Here is a 23,361-nt window from a genome sequence, read left to right on the forward strand (position 1 = left end):
TTTCAAAACTGAGTTCGGCTCGGTATTTCAGGTCGGCGTAACTCGAAAAAACAACTCGATCAGTCCCCTCTCCCCCGGGAGAGGGTTAGGGTGAGGGGCCCACCGCGTAATCCCGACCGAACATCTATTCTGGATAAAGGTCAACCAAGGGAGAACAACGCAGCGGAGGGACGATCACCGTGCACATCGCCGACATCACCATGTTCTACGCCCCGGCCAGCGGTGGCGTACGCACTTACCTGGATGCCAAGCACCGACGGCTGGGCGTCAAGGCAGGGATCCGCCACAGCCTGCTGATCCCTGGTGCGCATTTCGGTGAACACGATGGCATTTACACGGTTCCCGCTCCCGCCCTGCCCTTCGGCAAGGGTTACCGCTTCCCCGTCCGACTAGCCCCTTGGCGCAACGTCCTGCAGGATTTGCAGCCGGATCTGATCGAAGTCGGCGACCCTTACCTCACAGCTTGGGCGGCACTGGATGCCCGGCGGCAGCTGGATGTGCCGGTGATCGGTTTTTATCACTCCGACCTGCCGCTGTTGGTCAGCAACCGCATGGGCCATTGGCTTACGCCGAACGTCGAGGCCTATGTCACCAAGCTCTACGGCAACTTCGACCGGGTACTGGCGCCCAGCCAGGTGATGGCCGACAAACTCACCGGTCTCGGCGTGCGTAATGTTTTCGTGCAGCCGCTGGGCGTTGACTTGCAAACCTTCCACCCCGACGCCCGCGATCCGGGGCTGCGCGCCGAGTTGGGCATCGGTGAAGACACACGCCTGCTGATCTTCGCCGGACGCGGCTCAAAAGAGAAAAACCTGCCAGTCCTGCTCAAATGCATGCAACGCCTTGGCCCTCGCTATCACCTGCTGCTGGTCGGCTCGGCGATGCCCGCCGTGGTGCCGGACAACGTCAGCGTCATTGATGAGTTCTGCAAGGCTCCGACCGTCGCTCGTTTGATGGCCAGCGCCGATGCGCTGGTACATGCCGGCGATCAGGAAACCTTCGGGCTGGTAATCCTGGAGGCCATGGCCTGCGGTATTCCCGTGGTCGCGGTGGCGGCTGGCGCGTTCACCGAAATCGTCAACGACAGCTGCGGCCTGCTCTGCACGCCGAACAATCCGCAAGCGATGGCCAATGCCGTGCGTGAGCTGTTCAGTCGCGGCAGCTACGTCCTCGGCCAACAGGCGCGCCAGTATGTCGAGCGCCATTACGCCTGGGACGCAGTGGTCGACAGCCTGCTCGGTCACTATCACGCGGTACTCGGCAATTCGACTCCGAAGGTGGCCAATGGCTGAAGCCTGCGAGCGTCCCGCGATCCTGCTGGTCCTGCACGATGTGGCGCCATCGACGTGGGCGGATTATCGCCCCTTTGTCGAAGCCGTCGATGCGCTGGGCAGTATCCCCATGACCTGGCTGGTGGTACCGGACTTTCATGGGCACGACGCCCTCGACGCCCATCCCGCGTTTTGCCGGATGCTCAGCGAGCGAGTCGCCCGTGACGATGAACTGGCTTTGCACGGCTATTTTCACAGTGATGACGGGCCGCCACCGAGCTCGCCCCGGGACTGGTTCATGCGCCGGATTTACACCCATGAAGGTGAGTTTTATAAGTTGCCCCATAGCGCCGCCCTCGCGCGTCTGCGTTCCGGCATCGAAGTGTTCCAGCGCTACGACTGGCCGCTGCACGGTTTCGTCGCCCCGGCGTGGCTGATGAGCGATGGCACCCGCCAGGCGCTGCGCGAACTGCCGCTGCACTACACCAGCGATCCGCAACATCTTTATCGTTTGCCGGATTTTAGCCCGGTCGAGGCCCCGGGGCTGGTCTGGAGCGCCCGCAGCGCCTGGCGTCGAGGCCTGTCGAAAATCCTCAGCGAGCAGCGTCAACAACGCTGGCGCCAGGCGCCGGTGATTCGGCTAGGCTTGCACCCGGTGGACATGCGCCACAACTTCTCCCGCGATTACTGGTTTAACACCCTGCAACGGCTACTGAATGAAGGACGCGTACCAATGACCAAAACAAACTGGCTCGCTCAACAGCGCGGTCAACCGGGACGCGCCGCATGAGTCGCGGCATCGTCTTGCTGGTCGGCCTGCTCGCCGCCGTACTGATCCCGCTGCTGCTCGGTGGCAGCGATATCTGGGCGCGTCTGCAAAGCTTTCCGCTGCCCTGGCTACTGATCATGTTCGGCATGATTTTGCTGTGCTGGGGCATCAATACCCTGCGCTTGCGGCTACTGCTGGGCGATCAACGGGATCAAGTCACCCCGCTAAAAAGCCTCGGCGTAGTGATGGCCGCCGAGTTCGCCTACTGCGCGACACCCGGCGGCAGTGGCGGCCCGCTGACGATCATGGCGCTGCTGGCCCGAAGCGGCGTGCGCCCGGCCCGGGGCAGCGCGGTGTTTGCCATGGATCAGCTCAGTGATTTGCTGTTCTTTCTCTGCGCCCTCAGCGGGATTCTGATTTACGCGCTGTTCCAGCACCTCAGCGATCGCATGGAAGGGTTGCTGATTGTCAGCGCCGTTTCGCTGTTCGGCGGCTTGTGCAGTTGCGTGCTGCTGGCGCGCTATCACCGCCAACTGATTCGACTCAGCGGACGCTTGCTGATCCGCCTCAACGTGCGGGCCAGTACTCGCCGCCGCTGGGCGCGCAAGCTACTGCACTTTCTCGCAGCGTTCATCGATACGCTGAAGCTGCCGTGGCAGACACTGAGCAAAGTCTTCGCCCTGACCTGCGTGCACTGGTTGCTGCGCTACAGCGTGCTGTATCTGGCGCTACGCGGATTGGGCGCGGATTTGCAGTGGGCGTGGAGCTTTCTGGTGCAGATGGTCTCGCTGGGCGCCGGGCAATTCAGTCTGTTGCCCGGTGGCGCAGGTGCGGCGGAACTGACTTCGGCGGCACTGCTGGCGCCGATGGTCGGCAAATCCACCGCCGCAGCGGCGATTCTGATTTGGCGGGTGGTGACGTTCTACTTCTATCTGGTGGTGGGTGGGCCGGTGTTTTTGATGATGCTCGGGCGGCCGTTGCTGAGGAAATTGATGAAGGTGCGTCAAGCCTGAAAGATCGCAGCCTTCGGCAGCGCCTACATTGAACGGCGGTCTTTCAATTCGACTCGGTACTTTCGTCGGACTCCGGTTTCACCTGCTCCCACAACTCGGCAGCACCCGGAAACTCCGTGCCGTCCTCAGGGCTCATGTCTTCGGGGTCATAACGACTCAAACAGCCTTCACCCAAGGTGGCGGGTGCTTTCGATGTGGCTTTGTCGAGTGGATCGCTCATGAGCTTTTCCTCAGGTCTGAAACGGCGAAGGGCCTGGAGCGATTGAACGCCCAGGCCCTTCGATTTTCAAGCACGCGAGGGTTCGATCAGAACACCACGGTCTTGTTGCCATGCACCAGCACGCGATCTTCGAGGTGATAACGCAGGCCGCGCGCAAGCACCATTTTCTCGACGTCACGCCCGAAACGCACCATGTCTTCGATGCTGTCGCTGTGGCTGACACGGACCACGTCCTGCTCGATGATCGGGCCGGCATCCAGCTCTTCGGTCACGTAGTGGCAGGTCGCGCCGATCAGCTTCACGCCTCGCAGGGACGCCTGATGGTACGGCTTGGCGCCGACGAACGACGGCAGGAAGCTGTGGTGAATGTTGATGACTTTGTGCGCGTATTCGCGGCACATGTCCGGCGGCAGGATTTGCATGTAGCGCGCCAGCACCACCACTTCGGCGTCGTGCTGTTTGACCAGGCGCGACACTTCATCGAAGGCCGGTTGCTTGTCCTGCGGATTGACCGGGACATGGTAATAAGGAATGCCATGCCACTCGACCATGCTGCGCAGGTCGTCGTGGTTGGAAATCACGCAGGAGATCTCGCAATCCAGCTCATCGCTATGCCAGCGATGCAGCAGGTCGGCCAGGCAATGGGACTCGCGGCTGGCCATCAGCACTACGCGTTTTTTCTGCTCGGTGTCAGTGATGCGCCAGTCCATCGAGAACTCTTCGGCAATCGGCGCAAACTTCTCACGCAGAACTTCGATACCGAATGGCAGCGAGTCGGCACGAATTTCGTGACGCATGAAGAACCAGCCAACCTGATTATCCGAGTGGTGGCTCGCTTCGGTGATCCAGCCATTGTGGGCTGCCAGAAAATTACTGACTTTGGCAACGATGCCAACGCGGTCCGGGCAAGAAATCACCAGCCGAAAAGTGCGCATGAGGGGGAAACTCCAGAACTTCGCAAAGGCCGCCATTCTAGCGACTGCGCAACAAAACTGCAGTATTGATCAACGTCGGCGTGGACATCGCCCCGGCCGCAGGCTTTTTGACGGACTGAAACGTCAACGTGATGGCGGTGCAGTGGCAGTGCCTGATCAGATCACTGTGAATATCTGTGATGACTGCATCACACTATTTAACTGAACATTCAATTGGCTGCTAATTCTCGTAACTAATTTAAATAAAAAGTCCGCTTAAATGTTTACTTGATGAAACAGCCTGACTATTATTGCGGCACTGTCCCCTGCCATCCAGCACTCTACTAAGGTAGTAATCATGTCCTTGATCAACGAATATCGCGCCACCGAAGAAGCTATCAAAGAGCTGCAAGCCCGTTTGAAGAACCTGTCGCAAGACGACAAACTGCAAACCGAGCTGGAATTCGAAGGCAAACTGCGCACCCTGATGGGCGAATACTCCAAGTCCCTGCGTGACATCATCGCGCTGCTGGACCCGGAATCGAAAACCAAAGCTCCACGCGGCGGTGTAGCAAAAACTACCGGCACCAAGCGTGCTCGCAAAGTTAAACAATACAAAAACCCGCACAACGGCGAAGTCATCGAAACCAAAGGTGGCAACCACAAGACTCTGAAAGAGTGGAAAGCCAAGTGGGGCGGTGACGTGGTTGAAGGCTGGGCTACCCTGCTGGGCTAAGCCGTAACGTCTTCGCAGAGCAATCCGCGAAAAAAGAAACGCCAGCGAATGCTGGCGTTTTTTTATGCCTGGGATTTAGTCCCGGCATGTTCGATTTCAAAGATTCAAACGTTTGCGTAATGCCTGGACATAATTCTGCCATTCATTAAGCACGGTTTTCTGCATCGGTGTCGCACTAAGCGCCCATTGCTCTGCGGCTTCTGTAAAAGATTGCAAGGTATTCGGCGCGCCCCATTCCGGCGCGGATAAACGCTGCTGACAAAATATTCGCCAGCGTTCCTGCTCTTCAAAACTCAACGTATCGGCAAAGTTACGCGCTCGATATCGAAAGAGTAATTCAGGCAAACGTTCGTCATCGAAAGGCCATTGCTCTTGCGCCAATTGCGCAGGATCGGCGTTTCTCACTTGCTCACATAGACGCCGGTCGCGGTCACCGATAAATCCGTCGTACAACTGTTGCTCCGGATCCTCGCTCGGGGTGAAATCTTCGCTGGCATAAATGGCCGCAACTTTATCTTTCCAAACTTGTTGTGCGTCAGTTAGTCGCAGTGTTCGCTCCTGATAAAGCGCCATGTCCAGCCCCAGTCTCTGCTGATCCGGTGCACGCAATACCGACAATGGCGCCACCACCGGGCAGCGGTTGATATGAATCAGCTTGAGCGGCACTGGCAACTCACCTTCGAGCAAGTCGTCGCGACGGGTGTAGAGGCGCTGGCGCAGCGTTTGTGCATCCAGATCAAGCAGGCCCTGCGGATCCAGGTGCAGGTCGCAGACGATCAAGGCGTTACGGTTTTTCGGGTGCCAGGCCAATGGCAACACCACGCCGACATAACTGCGTGCCGCCGAAAAGCGCCCGGAAATATGCACCAGCGGTTGCAACAGGCGAATCTGGTCCATGACCTTTTGCTTGCTGCGCAACTGGAACAGCCAGTCATACAGCTTTGGCTGCTTCTCGCGGATCAACCGTGCCAGTGCGATGGTCGCACGCACATCCGACAACGCTTCGTGAGCATGCCCGTGATCGATGTTGTTGGCGGCGGTCAGGCGTTCGAGCTTGAGCGTTACCCGCCCTTCGTCATCGGTCGGCCAGACCAGACCGTCCGGGCGCAATGCATAGGCGGCACGCACCACGTCGATCAGATCCCAGCGACTGTTACCGCCCTGCCATTCGCGGGCATACGGGTCGAAGAAGTTGCGATACAAGCTGTAACGCGTCATCTCGTCATCGAAACGCAAGGTGTTGTAACCCGCACCGCAAGTGCCGGGCGCGGCCAGTTGCGCGTGGACGCGGGTCATGAAATCGGCTTCGCTCAAGCCCTTTTCAGCGAGCTGGCCCGGCGTGATACCCGTGATGGCGCAAGCGGCCGGATGCGGCAGGATGTCTTCGCTGGGCTGGCAATAGAGATTGACCGGCTCATCGATTTCGTTGAGGTCGTGGTCGGTGCGAATCCCTGCAACCTGCAGCGGGCGGTCGCTGCGGGGATTGATGCCAGTGGTTTCGTAGTCGTACCAGAAGATGGAAGTCACGGGCGGTTCCTGAACTGAAGATCGGCGAAGTCTAGGCGTACAACCGCAGTCGCGGCCAGCCTCGCGTCATTCAAACACCTGGCGCCACATGCTGTGCAATACATAGTTATGTCGTTTTCCCCCGAGAGGCTGCTAGCATCGACCCCACTTGCACCCCGAACAGGCGAACATCAGGTAGCCCATGCTCGAGCCCACAGCGCCAAGGAAAGCACCGCTGGCCCCGCCGCTGGATACGCGGCATCAGGTCGAAACGCCGGAAGGCATCGACTTGCCGTTGCGCCCGGCCGGGCTGATGGTACGAGCCGTGGCCTTCACGATCGATCTGGGTCTGCGCGGCCTGATCATGGGTGCGCTGTTCATTGTGCTGGCGTTCCTCGGCAAGCTCGGCATGGGCCTCGGCTCGTTACTGCTGTTTGCGATCAGTTGGTGGTACATGGTGCTGTTCGAAGTGCTGCGCCAGGGACGCTCGCCGGGCAAACAATGGATGGGCCTGCGCGTGGTGCACGATGACGGCACGCCTATCGGCTGGTCGGCGTCGTTGCTGCGCAACCTGCTGCGCTTTGTCGATCTGCTGCCGTTCGGCTACTTTCTCGGCGCCATCAGTTGCCTGCAACACCCGACTTTCAAACGGCTGGGCGATATCGCCGCCGGTACGCTGGTGGTCTACAGCGAACAGCCAGTCAGCCGCCCGCAATTACCCGCCGCGGAACCCCGTCGCGCACCGATTGCCCTCACCCTCAGCGAACAACGCGCCCTGCTCGGCTTTGCCGAACGTCAGGCCGAACTGACGCCGGCACGGGTTAACGAACTGGCGGCGCTGCTGGCTCAGCCACTGCATATTTCCGCGCCCAAAGCCGTTGCTGAACTCAACGGTATCGCCCGCGGCCTGCTGGGGCCAACATGAAGCAAAGCCTTTTCGAAAATCGTCACAAGGCCGAATGGGAGCGTTTTGCACTGGCCCTTGAACGCCTCGAACGGGGCAAGGAAACCTCGCAAGTGGCCGGTTTCCCCAAAGCCTATCGACGCCTTTGCCAGCATCTGGCACTGGCGCAGGAGCGCGGCTACAGCAGTTTCCTCATCGATTCCCTGCAACAGCAGGTCTTGCGCGGCCATCAGCAGCTTTACCGGCATCGCAGTCGATTGGGCGCCAACCTGCTCAGCTTCATCCTCGCCGACTTCCCGCGACTGGTGCGCGCCGAATGGCCTTTTGTGCTGGTGGCGTGCCTGCTGTTTTTCGGCAGCCTGATCGGCGTCGGTGTGCTGGTGTATGTGTTTCCCGAGTTGGTCTACAACCTGATCCCCGCCGATCAGGTGCGTGAAATGCAAGGCATGTACGACCCGGTGGCCGGCCACCTCGGGCGCCCCGCCGATCGCGCCGCCAGTGAAGACTGGGTGATGTTCGGTTACTACGTGATGCACAACATCGGCATTGCCTTCCAGACCTTCGCCAGCGGTTTGCTGATGGGCGTGGGCAGTGCGTTTTTCCTGTTCTATAACGGTCTGGTCATCGGTGCGGTAGCCGGGCACCTGACAGAAATCGGCTTCGGTCAGACCTTCTGGTCATTCGTGATTGCCCACGGCGCCTTCGAACTGACGGCCATTGCGCTGGCCGGCGCGGCAGGCCTGGAACTGGGCTGGGCATTGATCGCGCCGGGACGCCTGAACCGCGCCGAAGCCTTGAAACGCGCCGCGCGCAAAAGCGTACTGCTGATTTGCGGGGTCATGCTGTTCCTGTTGATCGCCGCGTTTATCGAAGCTTATTGGTCATCGAAAACCAGCGTTGCCCCACTCACCAAATACCTGGTCGGCGCCACGCTGTGGGCGTTGGTGGCGAGCTATTTGCTGTTCGCCGGGAGGTCCCGTCATGCGCCTGAGTGACGCAACGGTGGTGATCCGTCCGCGCACCGCCTGGGAAGCCATGGATCTGGGCGTGCTCATGAGCCAGCAACACCGGCGCTTGTTGATGACCAGTTGGGCGATCGTCACCCTGCCGCTGTTCGTCTTGCTCAGCCTGTTGCTATGGGATTCGCCGTCACTGGCGTTGTTTATCTTCTGGTGGCTGAAACCGGCGTACGAACGCCTGCCGCTGTACATCCTGTCCAAAGCCCTGTTCGGTGAAACCCCGACACTCAGGCAAGCCCTGCGCGAGTGGCCACGTCTGCTCAAACCGCAACTCCTGGCCAGCCTGACCTGGCGCCGGCTGAGTCTGAGCCGAAGTTTCCTGATGCCTGTGGTGCAACTTGAAGGCCTGGATGGCAGTGCACGGCAACAGCGACTGCACGTGCTGTTGCAACGCAATGCCGGCGCCGCGCAATGGCTGACCATCATTGGCATGCACCTGGAAACGGCGTTGTGGATCGGCCTTATGGTGCTGTTCTACCTGCTGTTGCCGCAACAGATCGAAACGGACTGGGACTGGCAATCGTTGATCCTCGCGGCAGACCAGGACTGGCGTTGGCTGGAACACCTGACTAACGCTTTCTATGCGCTGGTGCTGGTGGTGTGGGAACCGATTTACGTGGCCTGTGGTTTCAGCCTCTATCTGAACCGGCGCACGCAACTGGAGGCGTGGGACATCGAACTGGTGTTCCGCCGCTTGCGCCAACGGTTGAACAGCAGCGTGCTCGGCGTGCTGCTGGCGGTGTGCCTGCTACTGCCGAACGTGCCCTCGGTGTGGGCCGCTGAAGCTGACAGCAGCCCGGATACGCCGCGCTTGTTGAATCAGCCGCTGACCAGTCAGGCCTCGCACGACAGCATCAAGGCTTTGCTCGAACAACCGCCGTTCAAAAACAAGGAGTCCGTCACTCGCTATCGCTTTGGCGAAGATCCGGCAACTCCGGCCAAATCCGACAAGGAGGGTGAAGCGCCGCAATGGCTGAAAACCCTGCTCGGCTGGCTCGAAGGCCGACAATTCAATACCTTGGCCACCGTCATCGAAGTGGTGCTGTGGGGCGCAGTGATTGCCACCGTCGGCTGGTTGATCTGGCGCTATCGCGAGTTTCTGCAAGCGTTCGTCAGCCGCCGTCCGGCGCTGCCTGCGCGAGCGAAAAGACCAGTGCCGCAACAGGCCTTTGGTCTCGACCTTAACCGCGAAACCCTGCCCGAGGACATCGCCGCCCACGCCGAACAACTCTGGCAGAGTCAGCCACGCGCCGCGCTGAGCCTGCTCTATCGAGGCCTGCTCAGCCATTTGCTCCACGACTTCGATCTGACGCTCAAGGACGCCGACACGGAAAACCAGGTACTGGCGCGGGTCGAACAACTTCAACGACCGGAACTGCTCGCCTTCAGCCGCATCCTGACCACTCACTGGCAGAACATGGCCTATGGGCATCGCGTACCGGCGGCGCATCTGCAACAGGAACTGTGCGATGGCTGGCGCGCCCTGTTCGGTCACGGAGTCTCGCGTTGAATCGGCGCAGCCTGTGGTGGCTCGGCGGATTGCTCTTCGCGCTGCTGGCGGCGTTGAGCGTGTATCTGTTCATGGCCGCCAAGCCTTATCAGGAGGAAGTCGATCACGGCCCCTCACCCGTCGCGCAGGCCAACCCCTACCTGGCGGCAGAAATATTTCTGCGTGAGCGCGGCATCCACGTTGACCATGCCGAAAGCCTCGCGGTGCTGCCGGATATCGATCCACGCGGGCACACACTCTTGCTGTTCAACGATCGATCGCGGATGCCCCCGCGTCAGGTCGATCAAGTGTTGAACTGGACCCGGGCCGGTGGGCGGCTGGTGTTCGTCGCCGAAGCACTGTGGGACCCGCAGACCAGACAAAGCAACGATCTGCTGCTTGATCGTGTGCAACTGCATCAGGCCCTGACCAAGGATCTGAAGGACCCGCCCGAAGGCCTGCCCCATGAGCCGTACCCCGCCCTGACCAAACTGTACCTGGAAGACGAAGACGCACCGGCCTACGCAGGCTTCGATACCGACTTTCATCTCGACGACCCGAAGAATCTTGCGCATGCCTGGGCCAACAGCGCCAAGGCCACGCACATGATGCAACTGCCCTACAGCCTCGGTTCGATCACCGTGGTCACCGATGCCGAGCTGTGGAAAACCACGGCGATTGCCCAGTACGACAACGCTTGGCTGCTCTGGTATCTGAGCGCCGACACCGACGTCACGCTGATCTACAACACCGAGCACGATGGCCTGCTGACGCTGCTCTGGCGCTACTTCCCGCAAGCCATCGTCGCCCTGCTCGCGTTGATCGGCCTGTGGTTGTGGCAGGCCAGTGTGCGCCATGGCCCGCTTCAGGCGCCCGTGCCGAGTGGTCGCCGCCAGTTGCAGGAACACCTGCGCGCCAGTGCCGATTTCATGCTGCGCCACAACGGTCAGCAATCGCTGTTGCAAGCTCTGCAACAAGACGTGTTGCGCCGCGCCCGACGCCGCCATCCCGGCTTCGATCAATTGAACGTTGCCGAGCAATGGCTGGCGTTGTCGCGCCTGACCCGGCAACCGACCCGTGCCATTAGCCAGGCCTTGAGCCCGGTGCCGAAGCGGCGGATGTCCAATGCCGATTTCTGCCGCCAGGTCGCCCACCTGCAAACCTTGAGGAACACGCTATGACTGAACAGATCGAGCCCGGCAGCGCCAGCCACGCCGCCCAGCAGCGCCAGCGTGCCAGTCAACTGGCGCAGGCCGTGCGCAATGAATTACACAAGGCTGTGATCGGCCAGGACGCAGTCATCGACGACGTGCTGACTGCGCTGATCGCCGGCGGCCATGTGTTGCTGGAGGGTGTTCCGGGACTGGGCAAAACCCTGCTGGTGCGCGCCTTGGCACGTTGCTTCGGCGGCGAGTTCGCACGTATTCAGTTCACCCCGGACCTGATGCCCAGCGACGTCACCGGCCACGCCGTGTACGACCTGCACACCGAGCAGTTCAAGCTGCGCAAAGGGCCGCTGTTTACCAACCTGCTGCTGGCCGACGAAATCAACCGCGCCCCGGCAAAAACCCAGGCTGCTTTGCTCGAAGCGATGCAGGAACGTCAGGTCACGCTGGAAGGCCGCGCCTTGCCGATTGCGCAGCCGTTCATGGTCCTCGCCACGCAGAACCCGATCGAGCAGGAAGGCACGTATCCACTGCCGGAAGCCGAACTCGATCGCTTCATGCTCAAGGTGCGCATGGATTATCCCGATGCCGATCAGGAGCTGAACATGGTGCGCCAGGTCAGCCGTTCGACCCGCGCTGACATGCTCGACGTGCAGCCATTACGCACCGTGTTGCAAGCCAAGGACGTGCAGGCGTTGCAGCGTATCGCCAGTGATTTGCCGCTGGACGATCAGGTGCTCGATTACGCCGTGCGCCTGGCGCGCAGCACCCGCACCTGGCCGGGCCTGACCTTGGGCGCTGGGCCTCGGGCCTCGATTGCGCTGGTGCGCTGCGCCCGCGCCCGGGCCCTGCTGCGCGGCGGTGAATTCGTGATTCCCGATGACATCAAGGGCTGCGCGCTGGCGGTGTTGCGCCATCGTGTGCGCATTGCGCCGGAACTGGATATTGAGGGCCTGCAAGTCGATCAAGTGCTGCAGCAGTTGCTTGATCAGATTCCGGTGCCGCGCCTGTGAACGCAAAAGATCGCAGCCTTCGGCAGCGCTTGCAGGGGATCGCGTTGCCATGAAACCTTCGCGTCTGCTGCTGATCTGGCTGATCATCCTGCTCGGCATCGGCCTTGTGCTGGGCACCTTGCAGGCATTGGCAATCGATGTCCCGGAGAGCCTGCTGTCAATCAACTGGGGATTGCTGCTGGCACTGTTGGCGCTGGCGACGCTCGATGCGTTGCGCCTCAAGCGACTGCCGACGGTGCGGATCAAACGGCAGATGCCCGGCAGCCTCGCGCTTGGCCGCTGGGGTGAGGTGCAGTTAACCGTTGAACACGACTTCAGCGCGCCACTGAACCTGCAGATTTTCGACCATGTCCCGGAGGGACTCAGCTTTGAAAACCTGCCACTGGACGTCGAATTGCAGCCCGGCCAGATCAGCCTGATCAGCTACCGCGTGCGCCCGCTCAAACGCGGCCACTTCAGCTTCGAACACTGCGAAGTGAACCTGCCGAGCCCGCTGGGGTTATGGTCAGGTAAACGCCTGCTCAACGTGATCGACAGCACCCGCGTCTACCCGGATTTCGCCCGTCTCTACGGCGGTGAACTGCTGGCGGTGGACAACTGGCTCAGCCAACTCGGCGTGCGCCAGCGGCAACGGCGCGGGCAAGGGTTGGAGTTTCATCAGTTGCGCGAATTTCGTGAAGGCGACAGCCTGCGCCAGATCGACTGGAAAGCCACCGCCCGCCAACGCACGCCGATTGCCCGCGAGTATCAGGACGAGCGCGATCAACAGATCATTTTCCTGCTCGACTGCGGCCGACGCATGCGCAGTCAGGATGATGAGCTGTCGCACTTCGACCATGCGCTCAATGCCTGCCTGCTGCTCAGCTACGTTGCGCTACGTCAGGGCGATGCCGTTGGACTGAGTACCTTCGCCAGTGATCAACCGCGCCACCTCGCCCCGGTCAAGGGCAGCGGCCAACTGAACGTGCTGCTCAACGCGGTATACGACCTCGACAGCACCCAGCGCCCCGCCGACTATCAGGCCGCTATCAACCAGTTACTGGCCCGGCAAAAACGCCGGGCGCTGGTGGTGTTGGTGACCAATTTGCGTGATGAGGACGATGATGAACTGCTCGGTGCCGTCAAACGTCTGAGCCAGCAACACCGGGTGCTGGTGGCGAGCCTGCGCGAAACAACACTCGACACCTTGCGCCAAGTGCCGGTGCAGACCTTGCCGGAAGCGCTGGCCTATTGCGGGACAGTCAACTACCTCAATGAACGCACGGAACTGCATGAGCGAATTGTCGCCCACGGTGTTCCGGTGATGGATGTTCGGCCCGCAGAATTGGGGGCCGAACTGGTGACGCGGTATCTGGCGCTGAAGAAGGGTGGAGGTTTGTGACTGACACAAAAACGAATCCGCAAAGGTCAGACGACACTTCCATCGTATGGATTGTTGACACTAAATTTAACGCTATCTCCGACAACTTGAAAAACTACCTCCCCACGCGAGTCGGTGTCTCTATATTGCAGTAATTCGTTACGCAGAACCGTGACTTTGACACCCGGTGCTGGAGTGTTCAGGTATGTGGAAGTTGCCCTGACCCCATACTCTTCATAAAAATAAACTGGCCCATCAAATATTTTCGTCCAGCGCTCAGCTTTTACCAGGTTATGCCCCAACGACATGGCTAGCGGCAAAGTGACCCATTGATGCTCCCCGGTACTCAGCTTCAATGAAAACTCTGAGTTTTTGGTGCTTCGTTTAAAATCCAGCTCCCAAGTCAGCCATTCCCCATCAAGTGTCTGCTCCAACTCCAGCGCAGGGGTCACCACCACGCCGAGATCCTCGGCGTTTTCACCCTCCCATTTCAAAATCACGCGCCTGCCTGAAAGTGGGCTGTCCGGCTTTAGCCGCAAAGATACTTTATGGACCGCACCGTGACAGGGATAGGCATCGCGTCCAAAGTTCAAGGAAAACGCGTCGAACATAAGCTCTAGCTCTTGCTGTAGATCTGTTTTTCTCCCCGGCAAAGAGGGTGACTTCAGCATCGTGGCAAATTCAGGCAGGGCAAACTGCAATTCAAATGAACCGCTTTGCCCCTGCTCGCTGGCAATCGTCCAACTCAAGGAGCTTGTTCCTTCAGCCATTTCACACGCCGTCCCCAATGGCGGATCAAACACCAGTCCCTGCCCTTCTGCGCCCGGTGTGTATTCAAGTGCAAGAAAACCAGCCGGATTACCAATCAGCCAATTGTCTTTAAAGTCGAGCGCCAGCTTGATGGTCTCTCCCGCCATGAAGTCGAGCTTGAGGTCAGTCCACTCGACTTGCTTTCCGTTCACGAGCGGTGAGAACCCTTCCAGCCAACTGTCAACCAATCGTCCTGGTGATGACGGTGACTTCGGTACACCGGCCAACTTTGGCAACGCAAACTGCAATGCAAAAGGACCGCTTTGCGCCTGCTCGCTGGTGATCGTCCAACTCAAGGACGTTGTTCCTTCAAGCATTTCACACGCCGTACCCAATGGCGGATCAAACACCAGACCCCGCGCCTCCGCGCCCGGCGTATATTCGAGAGTCAGAAAACCACCTGGATTACCAATCAGCCCATTGCGCTTATATTCCAGCGCCAACGTGATGCTCTCTCCCTTCATCAAATCGAGTTTGATGTCAGGCCACCCGACTGGCTGTCCGTTAACGAGCGGTGAAAACCCTCCCAGCCAGCTATCGATTGATCTTCCTGGGAATGACGGAGACTTCGGTACATCAGCTAACTTTGGCAGCGCAAACTGCAGTTCAAAAGGCCCCCTTCTCGCCTGCTCGCTGGTGATCGTCCAGCTCAAGCAAGTTGTTCCCTCAGCCATTTCACACGCCACCCCCAATGGCGGATCAAACACCAGCCCCTGCCCCTCTGCACCCGGCATGTAATCAAGCGCTAGAAAACCAGCCGGATCACCAATCAGAGAGCTGCCTTCATAGCTCAGCGCCAACGTGCAAGTCTCTCCCTGCATCAAGTCCAGCTTCACATCGGACCAACTGACTCGCTGCCCGTTAACCCAGGGAACGAAGCCCTCCGACCAACTTTCAATAACTCGCCCCGGCACAGGCGGCGATTCCGATATTTGCGGGTCCCGTGGAAGGGTAAATACCAGTTCAAAGGCTCCGCCAGGGCCTTCTACGGCAGAAAGAGTCCAGCTCAAGGAAAGGCTTCCCTCAGCCATTTCACACTCCACCCCCAACAGCGGATCAAAAACCAGTCCCTGCCCCTCTTCGCCCGGCTTGTAATTTAGGGCGAGAAATCCTTCCGGCGCGCCGATGTAGTAGCTGTATTCATACTCCAGCGCCAGAGTGCACTTTTCTCCCTTCATCAACACCACGCTCAGGTCATCCCAGCGCACTGGCTTGCCATTGATGAGGGGTCTGAATTCCTTCTTCCAGGTCAGAGAATCAGGCGTGGACGAATCATCCGTTTCAATTGATTTATTCATTGACTGGCACCAATTCAAATTCAAGAAATTGAACATCCCACCCCGCATACCCGCCGCGCACGGCTGCTTGCAGCCAGGTACGTCTGATACCGGCCAATCGGAACCTCACCCCGGCGTTACCGTTCTCGTCGGTGTAGGTCGAATCAAGTATTCGGTCCGGGTATTCCCATTCCACCTCGACACCCTGCAATGGCTCACCCGTCAGGGCCGACACCACGTTAACGGTCGCTGAGACCCACGCGCCCTCTGGTCCACTTGGCTGCGGGCTGGTCAGTGAATCGATTTTCCGAGGTTCATTGAGGAAAAACGGCAACGACACCGAGGCCGAATGCAGCTCTCCCCCCACCGACGCCGTCAGTTCAAGCGGCCCGGGTGTCGTCGGCACAAAAGCAATCTTCGCTACCCCATAAAAATTGCTGGTCGATTGCTTCACGCCAAGATCCGGGCTGCGCCAGGTCACGGTCACCCCGACCATCGGTCGGCCGCTGATCGCCGAGATCACAGTGATCTGCTCCGACACCTCTGTGCCCCAGAGCAACGTCTGATAGGCTCGCTGGCGTTCGGCGATCTTTAAGGCCTGTTCACCCTGGCCCAGCGACATCGCATTCACCGGGGACAAACTGGCCAGCCGGGCGGACGAGAAGCGCAACCCAAAGCTTGCGTCCTTCAAATCGCCGGTCTTGAAGGAATAGGTCTGTCCGGCTTGAGGAAATAATCTGGGCTCCCCAAGCCTCGGCTCTTCAAAGCGAATGCCCAGTTCCGCGGGACCGGTCCCGGTCATGCCCAATGTCATCTCCTTGTCAAACAGAACACTGCCGGCCGGCGCAGTCACATCCAGCCAGTGCTGCGTATTGCGCCGCGGGAAGAACGTCTGCGTGCCCAAGGGCTGGGGCGACTGTCTGTCGAAGCTGACCAGCACCCCCTCCCACGGATCACTTGCCAGTGCTTTAACCATCATCGGCCGAGTATCCGGGTAATCGTCATAGCGACTGATGACAGTCGCTGTGACCCGCTGCTCACCCGCGGTTTTCGGCGCAAAGTCGAAACCGCTCCAGCCATCGACAGTGGTTTGGATATCGCGTGGGCCGGTGTCGCCGGTCCAGGTCACCGGCGCCTGATCCACGGGACGTTGGGTGTAATGCGAATACACCTGAACCCACATCCAGGCAGGCGCCTGGCCAATGACCGGATCGACCGCCGCTCCCCGCCATGTCTCGATCCTGACCCGGTTATGGGCCAGCGTCATCGGCTTGGCGATCGCCTCGAATTTCAGCTGCGGTAACGCCAGGCTCAGGGCAAACTCGCCAGGCGCCGTACTGGCGGTAAAGTCCAGCGTCCAATTCGCGCCACCGTCGCTCAGCACCTGTGGGCGATCCAGCGTAGGCTCAACCGTCGCCCCCAATGAGTTGGCCGGAGCGCCCGACCATTTCAGTGATGCGTCCAGCCCCACCAGCGGGCTCAATGCATTGGGTAAAACCTTGAAACGGTGAACAGCCCCCAGGCACGGATACAGGTTTCGGGCATCCAGCGACGCGCGAATCTGATCGAGCATCAGCGCCACTTCTTCCGTCAAATCCTCGGACAGCAGGCGTCCCGACAGTTCTCGCACGCTGGCCAGGCCGGCCAGACGCAGCTCCAGTTCAAACAAGCCGCTACTGCCGTCGTCTTTGTTCGAGACGAGTTTCCACTCCACCCCGCCCGCCAGCAGAGCTTTCGGCGTTGTCAGGTCTTCGGGCGTTAATCCAATGGCCGGATCGTTTCCGCGCCAATGCAGGCTGATGTTGCGTCCGATCCAGGCACTGCCAGCCTTCGGCACGACTGTCAGCGTATGGGTCTGCCCACGTCGACAGAGCATCCCCAGCGGACTCTCCACCTTTACTGCGTCCAAGCGGATTTCGACTTCACCTTTCCATGGGCTCGTGGCAACGGGTTTGACCGTAAAATCCTGTTGCACAGCTGTATCGTCCGGGTGCGCCTTGAGGAACGCCGTGACGGTCTTGTCCCCTGTGCTTTTGGGCGTATACAACAAACTGGTCCAACCGCCCGCCCCCGTCACGTCCTGCACAGCGTCACCGTCGGGGGTCACCCATTCGACCAGCGCATTGCTGACGGGATCACCATCGCCTGCGGTCAGATAATGGACCGCCTGCACCCGCAGCAGCACGCTTTCCTCTTCGTCGACTATCGGAAATTTGTTGGCCTCACGGACCTCACCCACCCGGAGCCGATTGCGCGCCAGCGACATGGGTTTGCCCGGTGATGGCAGCAACAGTTTCGAGCACTGCAGGGTCAGTTCGAAACGACCGTCGAGCCGATCCTCGCTGGTCAGCGTCCAGAGCACATCGCCCCCGTCGAATGGCAGCGGGTCCTCGAGCGGCGGATTGACCGTGACCCCCAGCTGCTCATGCCCTACACCGCTCCAGTGCAGCGAAAACTCCGTTCCCCGCAAGGGACTATCGGACGGCAAGCGCACGATGACGGGATGGTTGCTGCCCCGATTGGGGTAGCCAGTCGCCTCCCATGCTGTTTCTTGCGTTCCGACAACGGCCCGCAGAGCCTTCCACGGATCGGTCGCCAACACCTTCACGGCAAAATCGCACGTCACTTGGCCTGAAGCGTAATAAGGGCTGTCGACCGAAGCCGTGATGACAACATCACCCGCCGTCTTCGGCTCGAAATCAAAGAAAACCCAGCCTTGCTCATCAGTGACACCCGCGCCAATCACACCTTGCCCGGCACTCGTCCAGTTCACCGTCCGGGCATCCAGCGCCTGTCTGGTGTAATGGGAAACGACCTGCACACCCAGCCGCACACTCTGCGCATATTCAAGAACGGGGTAAAAGGTCGCTTTCTGCTCGTCGCCAAACGCCAGACGGTGATGCCCCAACGACACGTCAATCGGATAAGGCTCGGCGTCATACTGGTTGAACAGGATGATCGAGAACTCGTAGGTCTTGTCTTCCGCCATCCACGGGCAGTCGAGCGACCATGGCAATGTCAGCGCCTGGTCGACACCCCAATCTGGCGCGGCCTTGACCGCTTCCATCGGATTGCCGGGACTGGTCAACGCCATCTTTGTGCCCTGCCAGGCATTGCCATCGCCCGGTTCAAACGACAGGTAGTGCGGCATGTCGAGCGGGTCATCCATCCCGTTGCCGAGGGTTGCGCCCAGACACAGGTACAACGTGCGATCAGGCGCCAGGTCTTGCTCATCCAGGCGCATAGTCTGGAGTTTCAGTGGCTCCAGTTTCAGTTGCAGGTCGATCCGGGTGATAAGCACGGACGAGCGCCTGTCTGATGGATTATTCGGTACCCCGCGAACCTCGAAAGTCAGTGTGTCGTCACTATCGAAGCTCAGTTGATCCAATGACTCCCGATAGCGGATCGGTTTGAACTCCAGCGGCTGCCCTGCCGCCAGGCGAGCTTGATCTTGCTCAAGGCTGCGTGAATCGCCGGCCTTGAGTTCAATGCTCATCAACACTTCGCTACCGCCAAGAATGCACAACCAGCCTGAATCGCCCGACCACTCAACTCCAGGGCGCAGCTCGCAGAGAAACGTCAATTCGTAACTGGCGCTCACGTCGGCTTTTTTAGGGGCGATTACATCCTGTTTAGCCGAGGCGCCGACGCCGACATTCATAAAAGGGATTAAGAAATTCTCATACAACTCCTTCTGTATTCCCACTTTCCCTTTGTCAATCCAGTGGTTAAGCAGATCGTTGAAATCACCATTGCGCAGCAGGCTTTCTTTCGCCTGGATGACCGGCTCACTCATGACTGCCCACTCCTTCGACCTGCTGGTTCAGCCTGGCGTTTTCAGCCTGAGTGACCAGGTCTTCAACCTTTTGCACAAACGGCGGTTCGCCAGCCTTGGCGGTATAGCGGATGCGCAGGATGCAGTCGGTCATCGATTCAAGCAGCGCGGTTTGCTGCGGCTTTTTGAACCACGGGAAAGACAATTTCCAACTGGAGATCGCGCCGGTGTTTTCGAACGGGTTGAGCAGGCCTTCATCGGGTTTCATGGCCGTCAGGCCGTTGTCGGCCAGCCCGATCGACAATGCAATCTGCTGAGCGGCGCGCAGGTTGATCACCACATCCGAAGGCGCCCCGAGCCCGGGATTGTGCAGGTACTCGACCGATTGTGTGGTGGGCCGGGTCGCCGTCATGCTGCTGATCTGGAGCAAGGTCGCCCGTACATTCTCGAACGGCCCGGTCAAAACCGGCAGATCGACCTCCACCGAACTGATCTGCCGGCAGAAATGCCCCGGATGATCACGATCAAACAGTAGTTGGGTCAGTTTGAATTCCAGCGTGCCGGTCTTTTGCAACTGATCCAGTGCATCGGCCCAACTATCGATCCCGACCTGACCTTCAACCTTGTCGTCGAACAACTGCCGCAGAGAGATGGTTTTCACCAGTTCCAGCCGGCGTTCGTGGCGTTGCAGGTATTCACGTTCCAGCCGTAGCAGATGCCCACGTAATTGATCACCGGCGGTCAGGCCATGACGGTGGTCGAGCCAGACCTGCGGCAACGCGATCTGCGCATCGTAATCACCGGTTTCGGCGGCCAGCGAAGCCTGGGCACTGAGGCACAGGCTGATCACCGCATCGTAGGCCTGATAGTGCAATGCCTTGAGCTGGCCGAGCATCCAGCCGAACAACTCGGCATTGCTCGCACGTTTTTTCAGGTAGTTGTAAACCGCCAGCGCCTGAGTATTGGCCCTGAGGGTTTGCGCCAGATTGGACCGGGCAGCGGTGACCGCGTGATTCTGCGCAGCGATCTGCGCATCCATGGCCCGCACCTCGGCCAGCGCCTGATCACGTTGCAACGCCCAGTCACTGCGGCGACGACGGTAACCTTCCGTGGTGCTCTGTCGGTCGGCATCGATTTGCTGCAGTGACGAGGCGATTTCCAGACCGAATATCACCGCGTCCGCCAGTTTCTCGAGCCGATGCCCGCCGTTGGAAAAGCCCAAAATATTCGGCAACGAGGCCAGCACCGCGCCCGCCGGTTTGATCGACCTGGCCACCAGGGAGAACACCTTGGACTGATGCAGGCTGTCCATGACCTGATATTCAATCGTCGAAACGTTTTCGTCATAGCGTTTTGCGTAAGCATCGGCGCGTTCCTGCGCCACCGAACGGCTTTGCCGCAACGCCGTCACACTCGCTTCCAACTGAGCGATGGACTGCTCCTGCACCGTCTCGGCGTAGCTGCCCAGTTCCACCATATGGTTTTGCTGCAACTCTTCCTGCTCGGCACGATCGCGCCGTTCAAGCAGGCTCAGCACCTGAGTGCCGTTATCCTGCAACGCTTGCACCGCGCGCAACGCGACCTCGAACATCACTCGCCAGCGGAAAGCATTGATCACCAGCCGCCCGCCCATCGGCCTCGGCCCGGCCACGCCACCGGAAGCCAGGTCACGCAGCAATTGATTGGGGTCCGTAGGCGGGCTGAACAGCGGAATGTCCAGCGGTTTGCCGTCGAGGGTGAGATTGTTGCGCAAGTTATGCAGGCGTTGATCCGGCGCTGCAAACAAGTCGAGCAACGACTGATTGATCGGAATTTCAAACGGCCCGCACGCCAGCAGCCCCAGCATTGGCGCGGCGTCGGAGGCGACCGGGAAATCCGCCAGGCTGAACTTCAGGTTTTTTTCAAACTGCTCGAGCCTCGGCCGGGTGCTGCTTTTTTCCAGAAGGTCTTGAACCTTCTCGGGTTGCCAGCGAGTACCGGTGTTGGCCGTAGGTGCCTTGCCCATCAAAAACCCGGCCTGGACGTAGCACAGCTTGGCGGCCACCAGGCTGTCCCGGGTCAGCTGTCGGTAATACCAATCGCCCCACGCCATCAGGTTTTTCACGTAGTCGGTGAACACCAGGATCTGGAAGTGCGCGGGCGCCGCGTAACCGATGGCATCCGGGTCCGTGGGGTTCTGCGTTTCACAACCAGGGTCGCCCGGTTCCTCGACGATATTCAGGGGCCGGCAGCGCCAGTACTTCGGCTTGGGATTGGGCAGAGGCGGGGTGGGTGGATCAGCAGGTGCCTGCGGATCGAACAGGTAATGCAGCCAGTTCTGTGCCTCCGGGAAGCGCTCTTCGTCGCGCAGGCGTGTGGCCATCAAATGTGGCAGGTGGAAAAAGATCTCCCAGAAGAACAGCCCGTTGGCACCGTTGAAGGCACCACTGGGCTCATTGATCACTTGGCCGGTCGGCGGCGGCTCCGGGATGAACTGAGTGTCCCAGTCCAGCACACTCGCCACGGAATAGTTCGAGCGCTGCACCAGCTCGGGACCAAACAACGAATTGAGCCGGGTGTATTTCAACGCCAGTCCAGTCTGGTTGAAAGACAGAAACTGTGCGGCATCAACGGTGTTTTTCACCAGGCTGGGCGGGACGAAATCCGTAAGGTTGACAATCGTCAGGTCAAACAGACTTCTTTGCGTCTCCGGTGAGGTTATTACGGGGCCCAGTGAGAATATAGTCGGATTGGGCCATGAGCCTTTATCTCGCTCGCCTACCCAAGGTCCGATGTTCCAGTCACCCGCGAGAGACAGGTTTTTGGCCTCAACCACGTTTTCATCGTCAAAAGCCAATCCCAGACGTATGTCTGCGGTACCGCGATGTCCCGTGGGCCAGCAATAACCTTTGACCGTCAGCTTATCCTTGTCCCCTACCCGCAACGCCGTGACGTCCAGTTCCAGATACGGCGCTATCACCCCCTCTGCTGGATGGGGAACAACCGTCACCTCAGGGAGCAATGGATGTTGAACCGTTTCATTGCTGACAAACCGGTCGAGTGCTGCATCCAGCCAGAACCCGGAATCGCGCTGTACGGGGCGCATCAGCACGTCGTAGACCGCATGTACCCTCAACGGGTCTCCAGCCGTAGCCTTGCCATACACCAGAATGCCCAGCTTGCCCTTGGGGTGAAGAGTGTCGACTTGCACGCTCGCGATCAACCGGGTGCCCGGCGGAAGCTCATGCTCAAGGTCCTTGATAGACACCGTCAGCGGTGCCAGCCACTGGCCGTTTTGCATCATGAGCGCCAGCTTGACGGTCAGTTTGTTGGGGATGTACTCACCCGTCTCCTGGCCGGCAACCTTGTCTTGCCATTCAGTCCAGACCAGACACAAGCGGCCATTCCAGACCACCGGGCGGATGTTCGGCACCTTGTCAGCGATGGGAACTTCAATGGCTTGCCATTCGCTCCACGCAGCCGGATTGACCGCCACACTGTCAGGGCCGAGTTCAATATCCGCCGAGCGCCAGAAGTACTGAAAAGGCTGCACCCGTTGACGCCCGACAAAATAGTATTTGGCGTTGGCAGGCGTCGTGCCGTCCATGTAGCAACTGATCACCTCAAGGTCGCAGGTCTGCTCGAAGGCTTGCAGATACTCTTGCAGCGCGGTCTGCACGGAATCGTTGTTCAGACGCGCCTGATTGAGGTTGTTTTCCAGGTTCTTGAACAGGCTGGTCTTGCGTTGACGCACAAAGGGATTGATGAAGTTTTCCGGGTAGCACGAAATCAGCTGCACCGCGGCCCAATCGGGGTAGTTGCTGTAGAGCGCCCACGCGGCAAGATCGTCCGGGTCGAACTCGTGCGAATCAAGGCCCGGCTCAAGCTTGCGATACGCCGCATGAATGAATTGCTGCGTACAGCTGATCGCTTCGGCCACCCGGGAACTCTGCACCTGATAGCTGTCCAGCGGATCCATGCGCAGCAGTTCGAACAGATCGGCCGGTGTTTTCAGAAAAGTGTATTTCTCACTGCCTGCTTTGCCGATGCAGTATTCCAGCAGCGCCGAACGACGCTTTTCCAGCAGCCCGCCAATATTATTCAATGCCATGATCCTGCTCCTTGGGGTAGGCCCCGGGG

General features: G+C 59.5%; 16 protein-coding genes. 10 read left to right on the top strand and 6 right to left on the bottom strand.

Annotated elements, in window-relative coordinates; translation table 11 throughout:
• Window positions 1-200: 200 nt before the first annotated feature.
• The 3 genes from ACVVH8_RS23180 to ACVVH8_RS23190 are packed head-to-tail and all read left to right on the top strand — an operon-like array spanning window position 201 to window position 3,053.
• Entirely contained in the window at window positions 201-1,292 is a 1,092-nt protein-coding gene (locus tag ACVVH8_RS23180) for a glycosyltransferase family 4 protein (RefSeq protein WP_475231222.1), read from the top strand.
• Window positions 1,285-2,061, top strand: coding sequence for a DUF2334 domain-containing protein (locus ACVVH8_RS23185; RefSeq protein ID WP_475226545.1), 777 nt, complete (start codon window positions 1,285-1,287; stop codon window positions 2,059-2,061). The genes ACVVH8_RS23180 and ACVVH8_RS23185 overlap by 8 nt, the downstream gene beginning before the upstream one ends.
• Entirely contained in the window at window positions 2,058-3,053 is a 996-nt protein-coding gene (locus ACVVH8_RS23190) for a lysylphosphatidylglycerol synthase transmembrane domain-containing protein (protein WP_103306443.1), read from the top strand. Before ACVVH8_RS23185 ends, ACVVH8_RS23190 begins: the two co-directional genes overlap by 4 nt.
• A gap of 43 nt (window positions 3,054-3,096) precedes the next feature.
• On the opposite strand, the gene ACVVH8_RS23195 is transcribed toward ACVVH8_RS23190, so the two are convergent.
• Both ACVVH8_RS23195 and purU read right to left on the bottom strand, forming a co-directional pair.
• Window positions 3,097-3,273 carry a hypothetical protein gene (locus ACVVH8_RS23195; RefSeq protein WP_177431453.1) on the bottom strand — a complete coding sequence of 59 codons (177 nt, stop codon included), beginning with the start codon at window positions 3,271-3,273 and terminating at the stop codon, window positions 3,097-3,099.
• Between the two features lie 86 nt (window positions 3,274-3,359).
• Window positions 3,360-4,208, bottom strand: coding sequence for a formyltetrahydrofolate deformylase (gene purU, locus ACVVH8_RS23200; protein ID WP_007912774.1), 849 nt, complete (start codon window positions 4,206-4,208; stop codon window positions 3,360-3,362).
• Between the two features lie 337 nt (window positions 4,209-4,545).
• Between purU and mvaT the strand changes: the two genes are divergently transcribed.
• Complete coding sequence (gene mvaT / locus ACVVH8_RS23205; RefSeq protein WP_103306441.1) at window positions 4,546-4,923, top strand: histone-like nucleoid-structuring protein MvaT; 378 nt, start codon at window positions 4,546-4,548, stop codon at window positions 4,921-4,923.
• Window positions 4,924-5,019: 96 nt separating this feature from the next.
• On the opposite strand, the gene sbcB is transcribed toward mvaT, so the two are convergent.
• Window positions 5,020-6,450, bottom strand: coding sequence for an exodeoxyribonuclease I (gene sbcB / locus ACVVH8_RS23210; RefSeq protein ID WP_103306440.1), 1,431 nt, complete (start codon window positions 6,448-6,450; stop codon window positions 5,020-5,022).
• A gap of 181 nt (window positions 6,451-6,631) precedes the next feature.
• Here sbcB and ACVVH8_RS23215 point away from each other — a divergent pair, with 181 nt between their 5' ends.
• From ACVVH8_RS23215 to ACVVH8_RS23240, 6 genes are read left to right on the top strand one after another with little or no spacing between them, the layout of a single operon-like run.
• Complete coding sequence (locus ACVVH8_RS23215) at window positions 6,632-7,354, top strand: RDD family protein (RefSeq protein WP_103306439.1); 723 nt, start codon at window positions 6,632-6,634, stop codon at window positions 7,352-7,354.
• A complete protein-coding gene (locus ACVVH8_RS23220) occupies window positions 7,351-8,328 on the top strand; it encodes a stage II sporulation protein M (RefSeq protein ID WP_401299761.1) in 978 nt (325 codons plus the stop codon). Before ACVVH8_RS23215 ends, ACVVH8_RS23220 begins: the two co-directional genes overlap by 4 nt.
• The gene (locus tag ACVVH8_RS23225; RefSeq protein ID WP_475226549.1) at window positions 8,315-9,862 is read left to right on the top strand and encodes a DUF4129 domain-containing protein; all 1,548 of its coding nucleotides are present in this window, start codon (window positions 8,315-8,317) and stop codon (window positions 9,860-9,862) included. Before ACVVH8_RS23220 ends, ACVVH8_RS23225 begins: the two co-directional genes overlap by 14 nt.
• Entirely contained in the window at window positions 9,859-11,022 is a 1,164-nt protein-coding gene (locus ACVVH8_RS23230) for a DUF4350 domain-containing protein (RefSeq protein WP_475226552.1), read from the top strand. Before ACVVH8_RS23225 ends, ACVVH8_RS23230 begins: the two co-directional genes overlap by 4 nt.
• Window positions 11,019-12,020 (top strand): AAA family ATPase, encoded by a 1,002-nt coding sequence (locus ACVVH8_RS23235; protein ID WP_103306435.1) that lies wholly within the window; start codon window positions 11,019-11,021, stop codon window positions 12,018-12,020. Before ACVVH8_RS23230 ends, ACVVH8_RS23235 begins: the two co-directional genes overlap by 4 nt.
• Window positions 12,021-12,069: 49 nt before the next feature.
• Complete coding sequence (locus ACVVH8_RS23240; RefSeq protein WP_475226554.1) at window positions 12,070-13,401, top strand: DUF58 domain-containing protein; 1,332 nt, start codon at window positions 12,070-12,072, stop codon at window positions 13,399-13,401.
• A 26-nt stretch (window positions 13,402-13,427) separates the two neighbouring features.
• Here the strand turns inward: ACVVH8_RS23240 and ACVVH8_RS23245 are convergent, their stop codons facing one another.
• Genes ACVVH8_RS23245 through ACVVH8_RS23255 form a run of 3 tightly spaced genes read right to left on the bottom strand, consistent with a single transcriptional unit; the run spans window position 13,428 to window position 23,332 of the window.
• Window positions 13,428-15,488, bottom strand: a complete 2,061-nt coding sequence (locus ACVVH8_RS23245) for a hypothetical protein (RefSeq protein WP_475226558.1) — start codon at window positions 15,486-15,488, stop codon at window positions 13,428-13,430.
• The gene (locus ACVVH8_RS23250) at window positions 15,481-19,263 is read right to left on the bottom strand and encodes a transthyretin-like family protein (protein WP_475226561.1); all 3,783 of its coding nucleotides are present in this window, start codon (window positions 19,261-19,263) and stop codon (window positions 15,481-15,483) included. Before ACVVH8_RS23250 ends, ACVVH8_RS23245 begins: the two co-directional genes overlap by 8 nt.
• Window positions 19,256-23,332 carry a Tc toxin subunit A-related protein gene (locus ACVVH8_RS23255; RefSeq protein ID WP_475226564.1) on the bottom strand — a complete coding sequence of 1,359 codons (4,077 nt, stop codon included), beginning with the start codon at window positions 23,330-23,332 and terminating at the stop codon, window positions 19,256-19,258. The genes ACVVH8_RS23250 and ACVVH8_RS23255 overlap by 8 nt, the downstream gene beginning before the upstream one ends.
• Window positions 23,333-23,361 lie beyond the last annotated feature (29 nt).

The sequence above is a fragment of the Pseudomonas trutticola BRTCR10 genome (assembly GCF_056155105.1).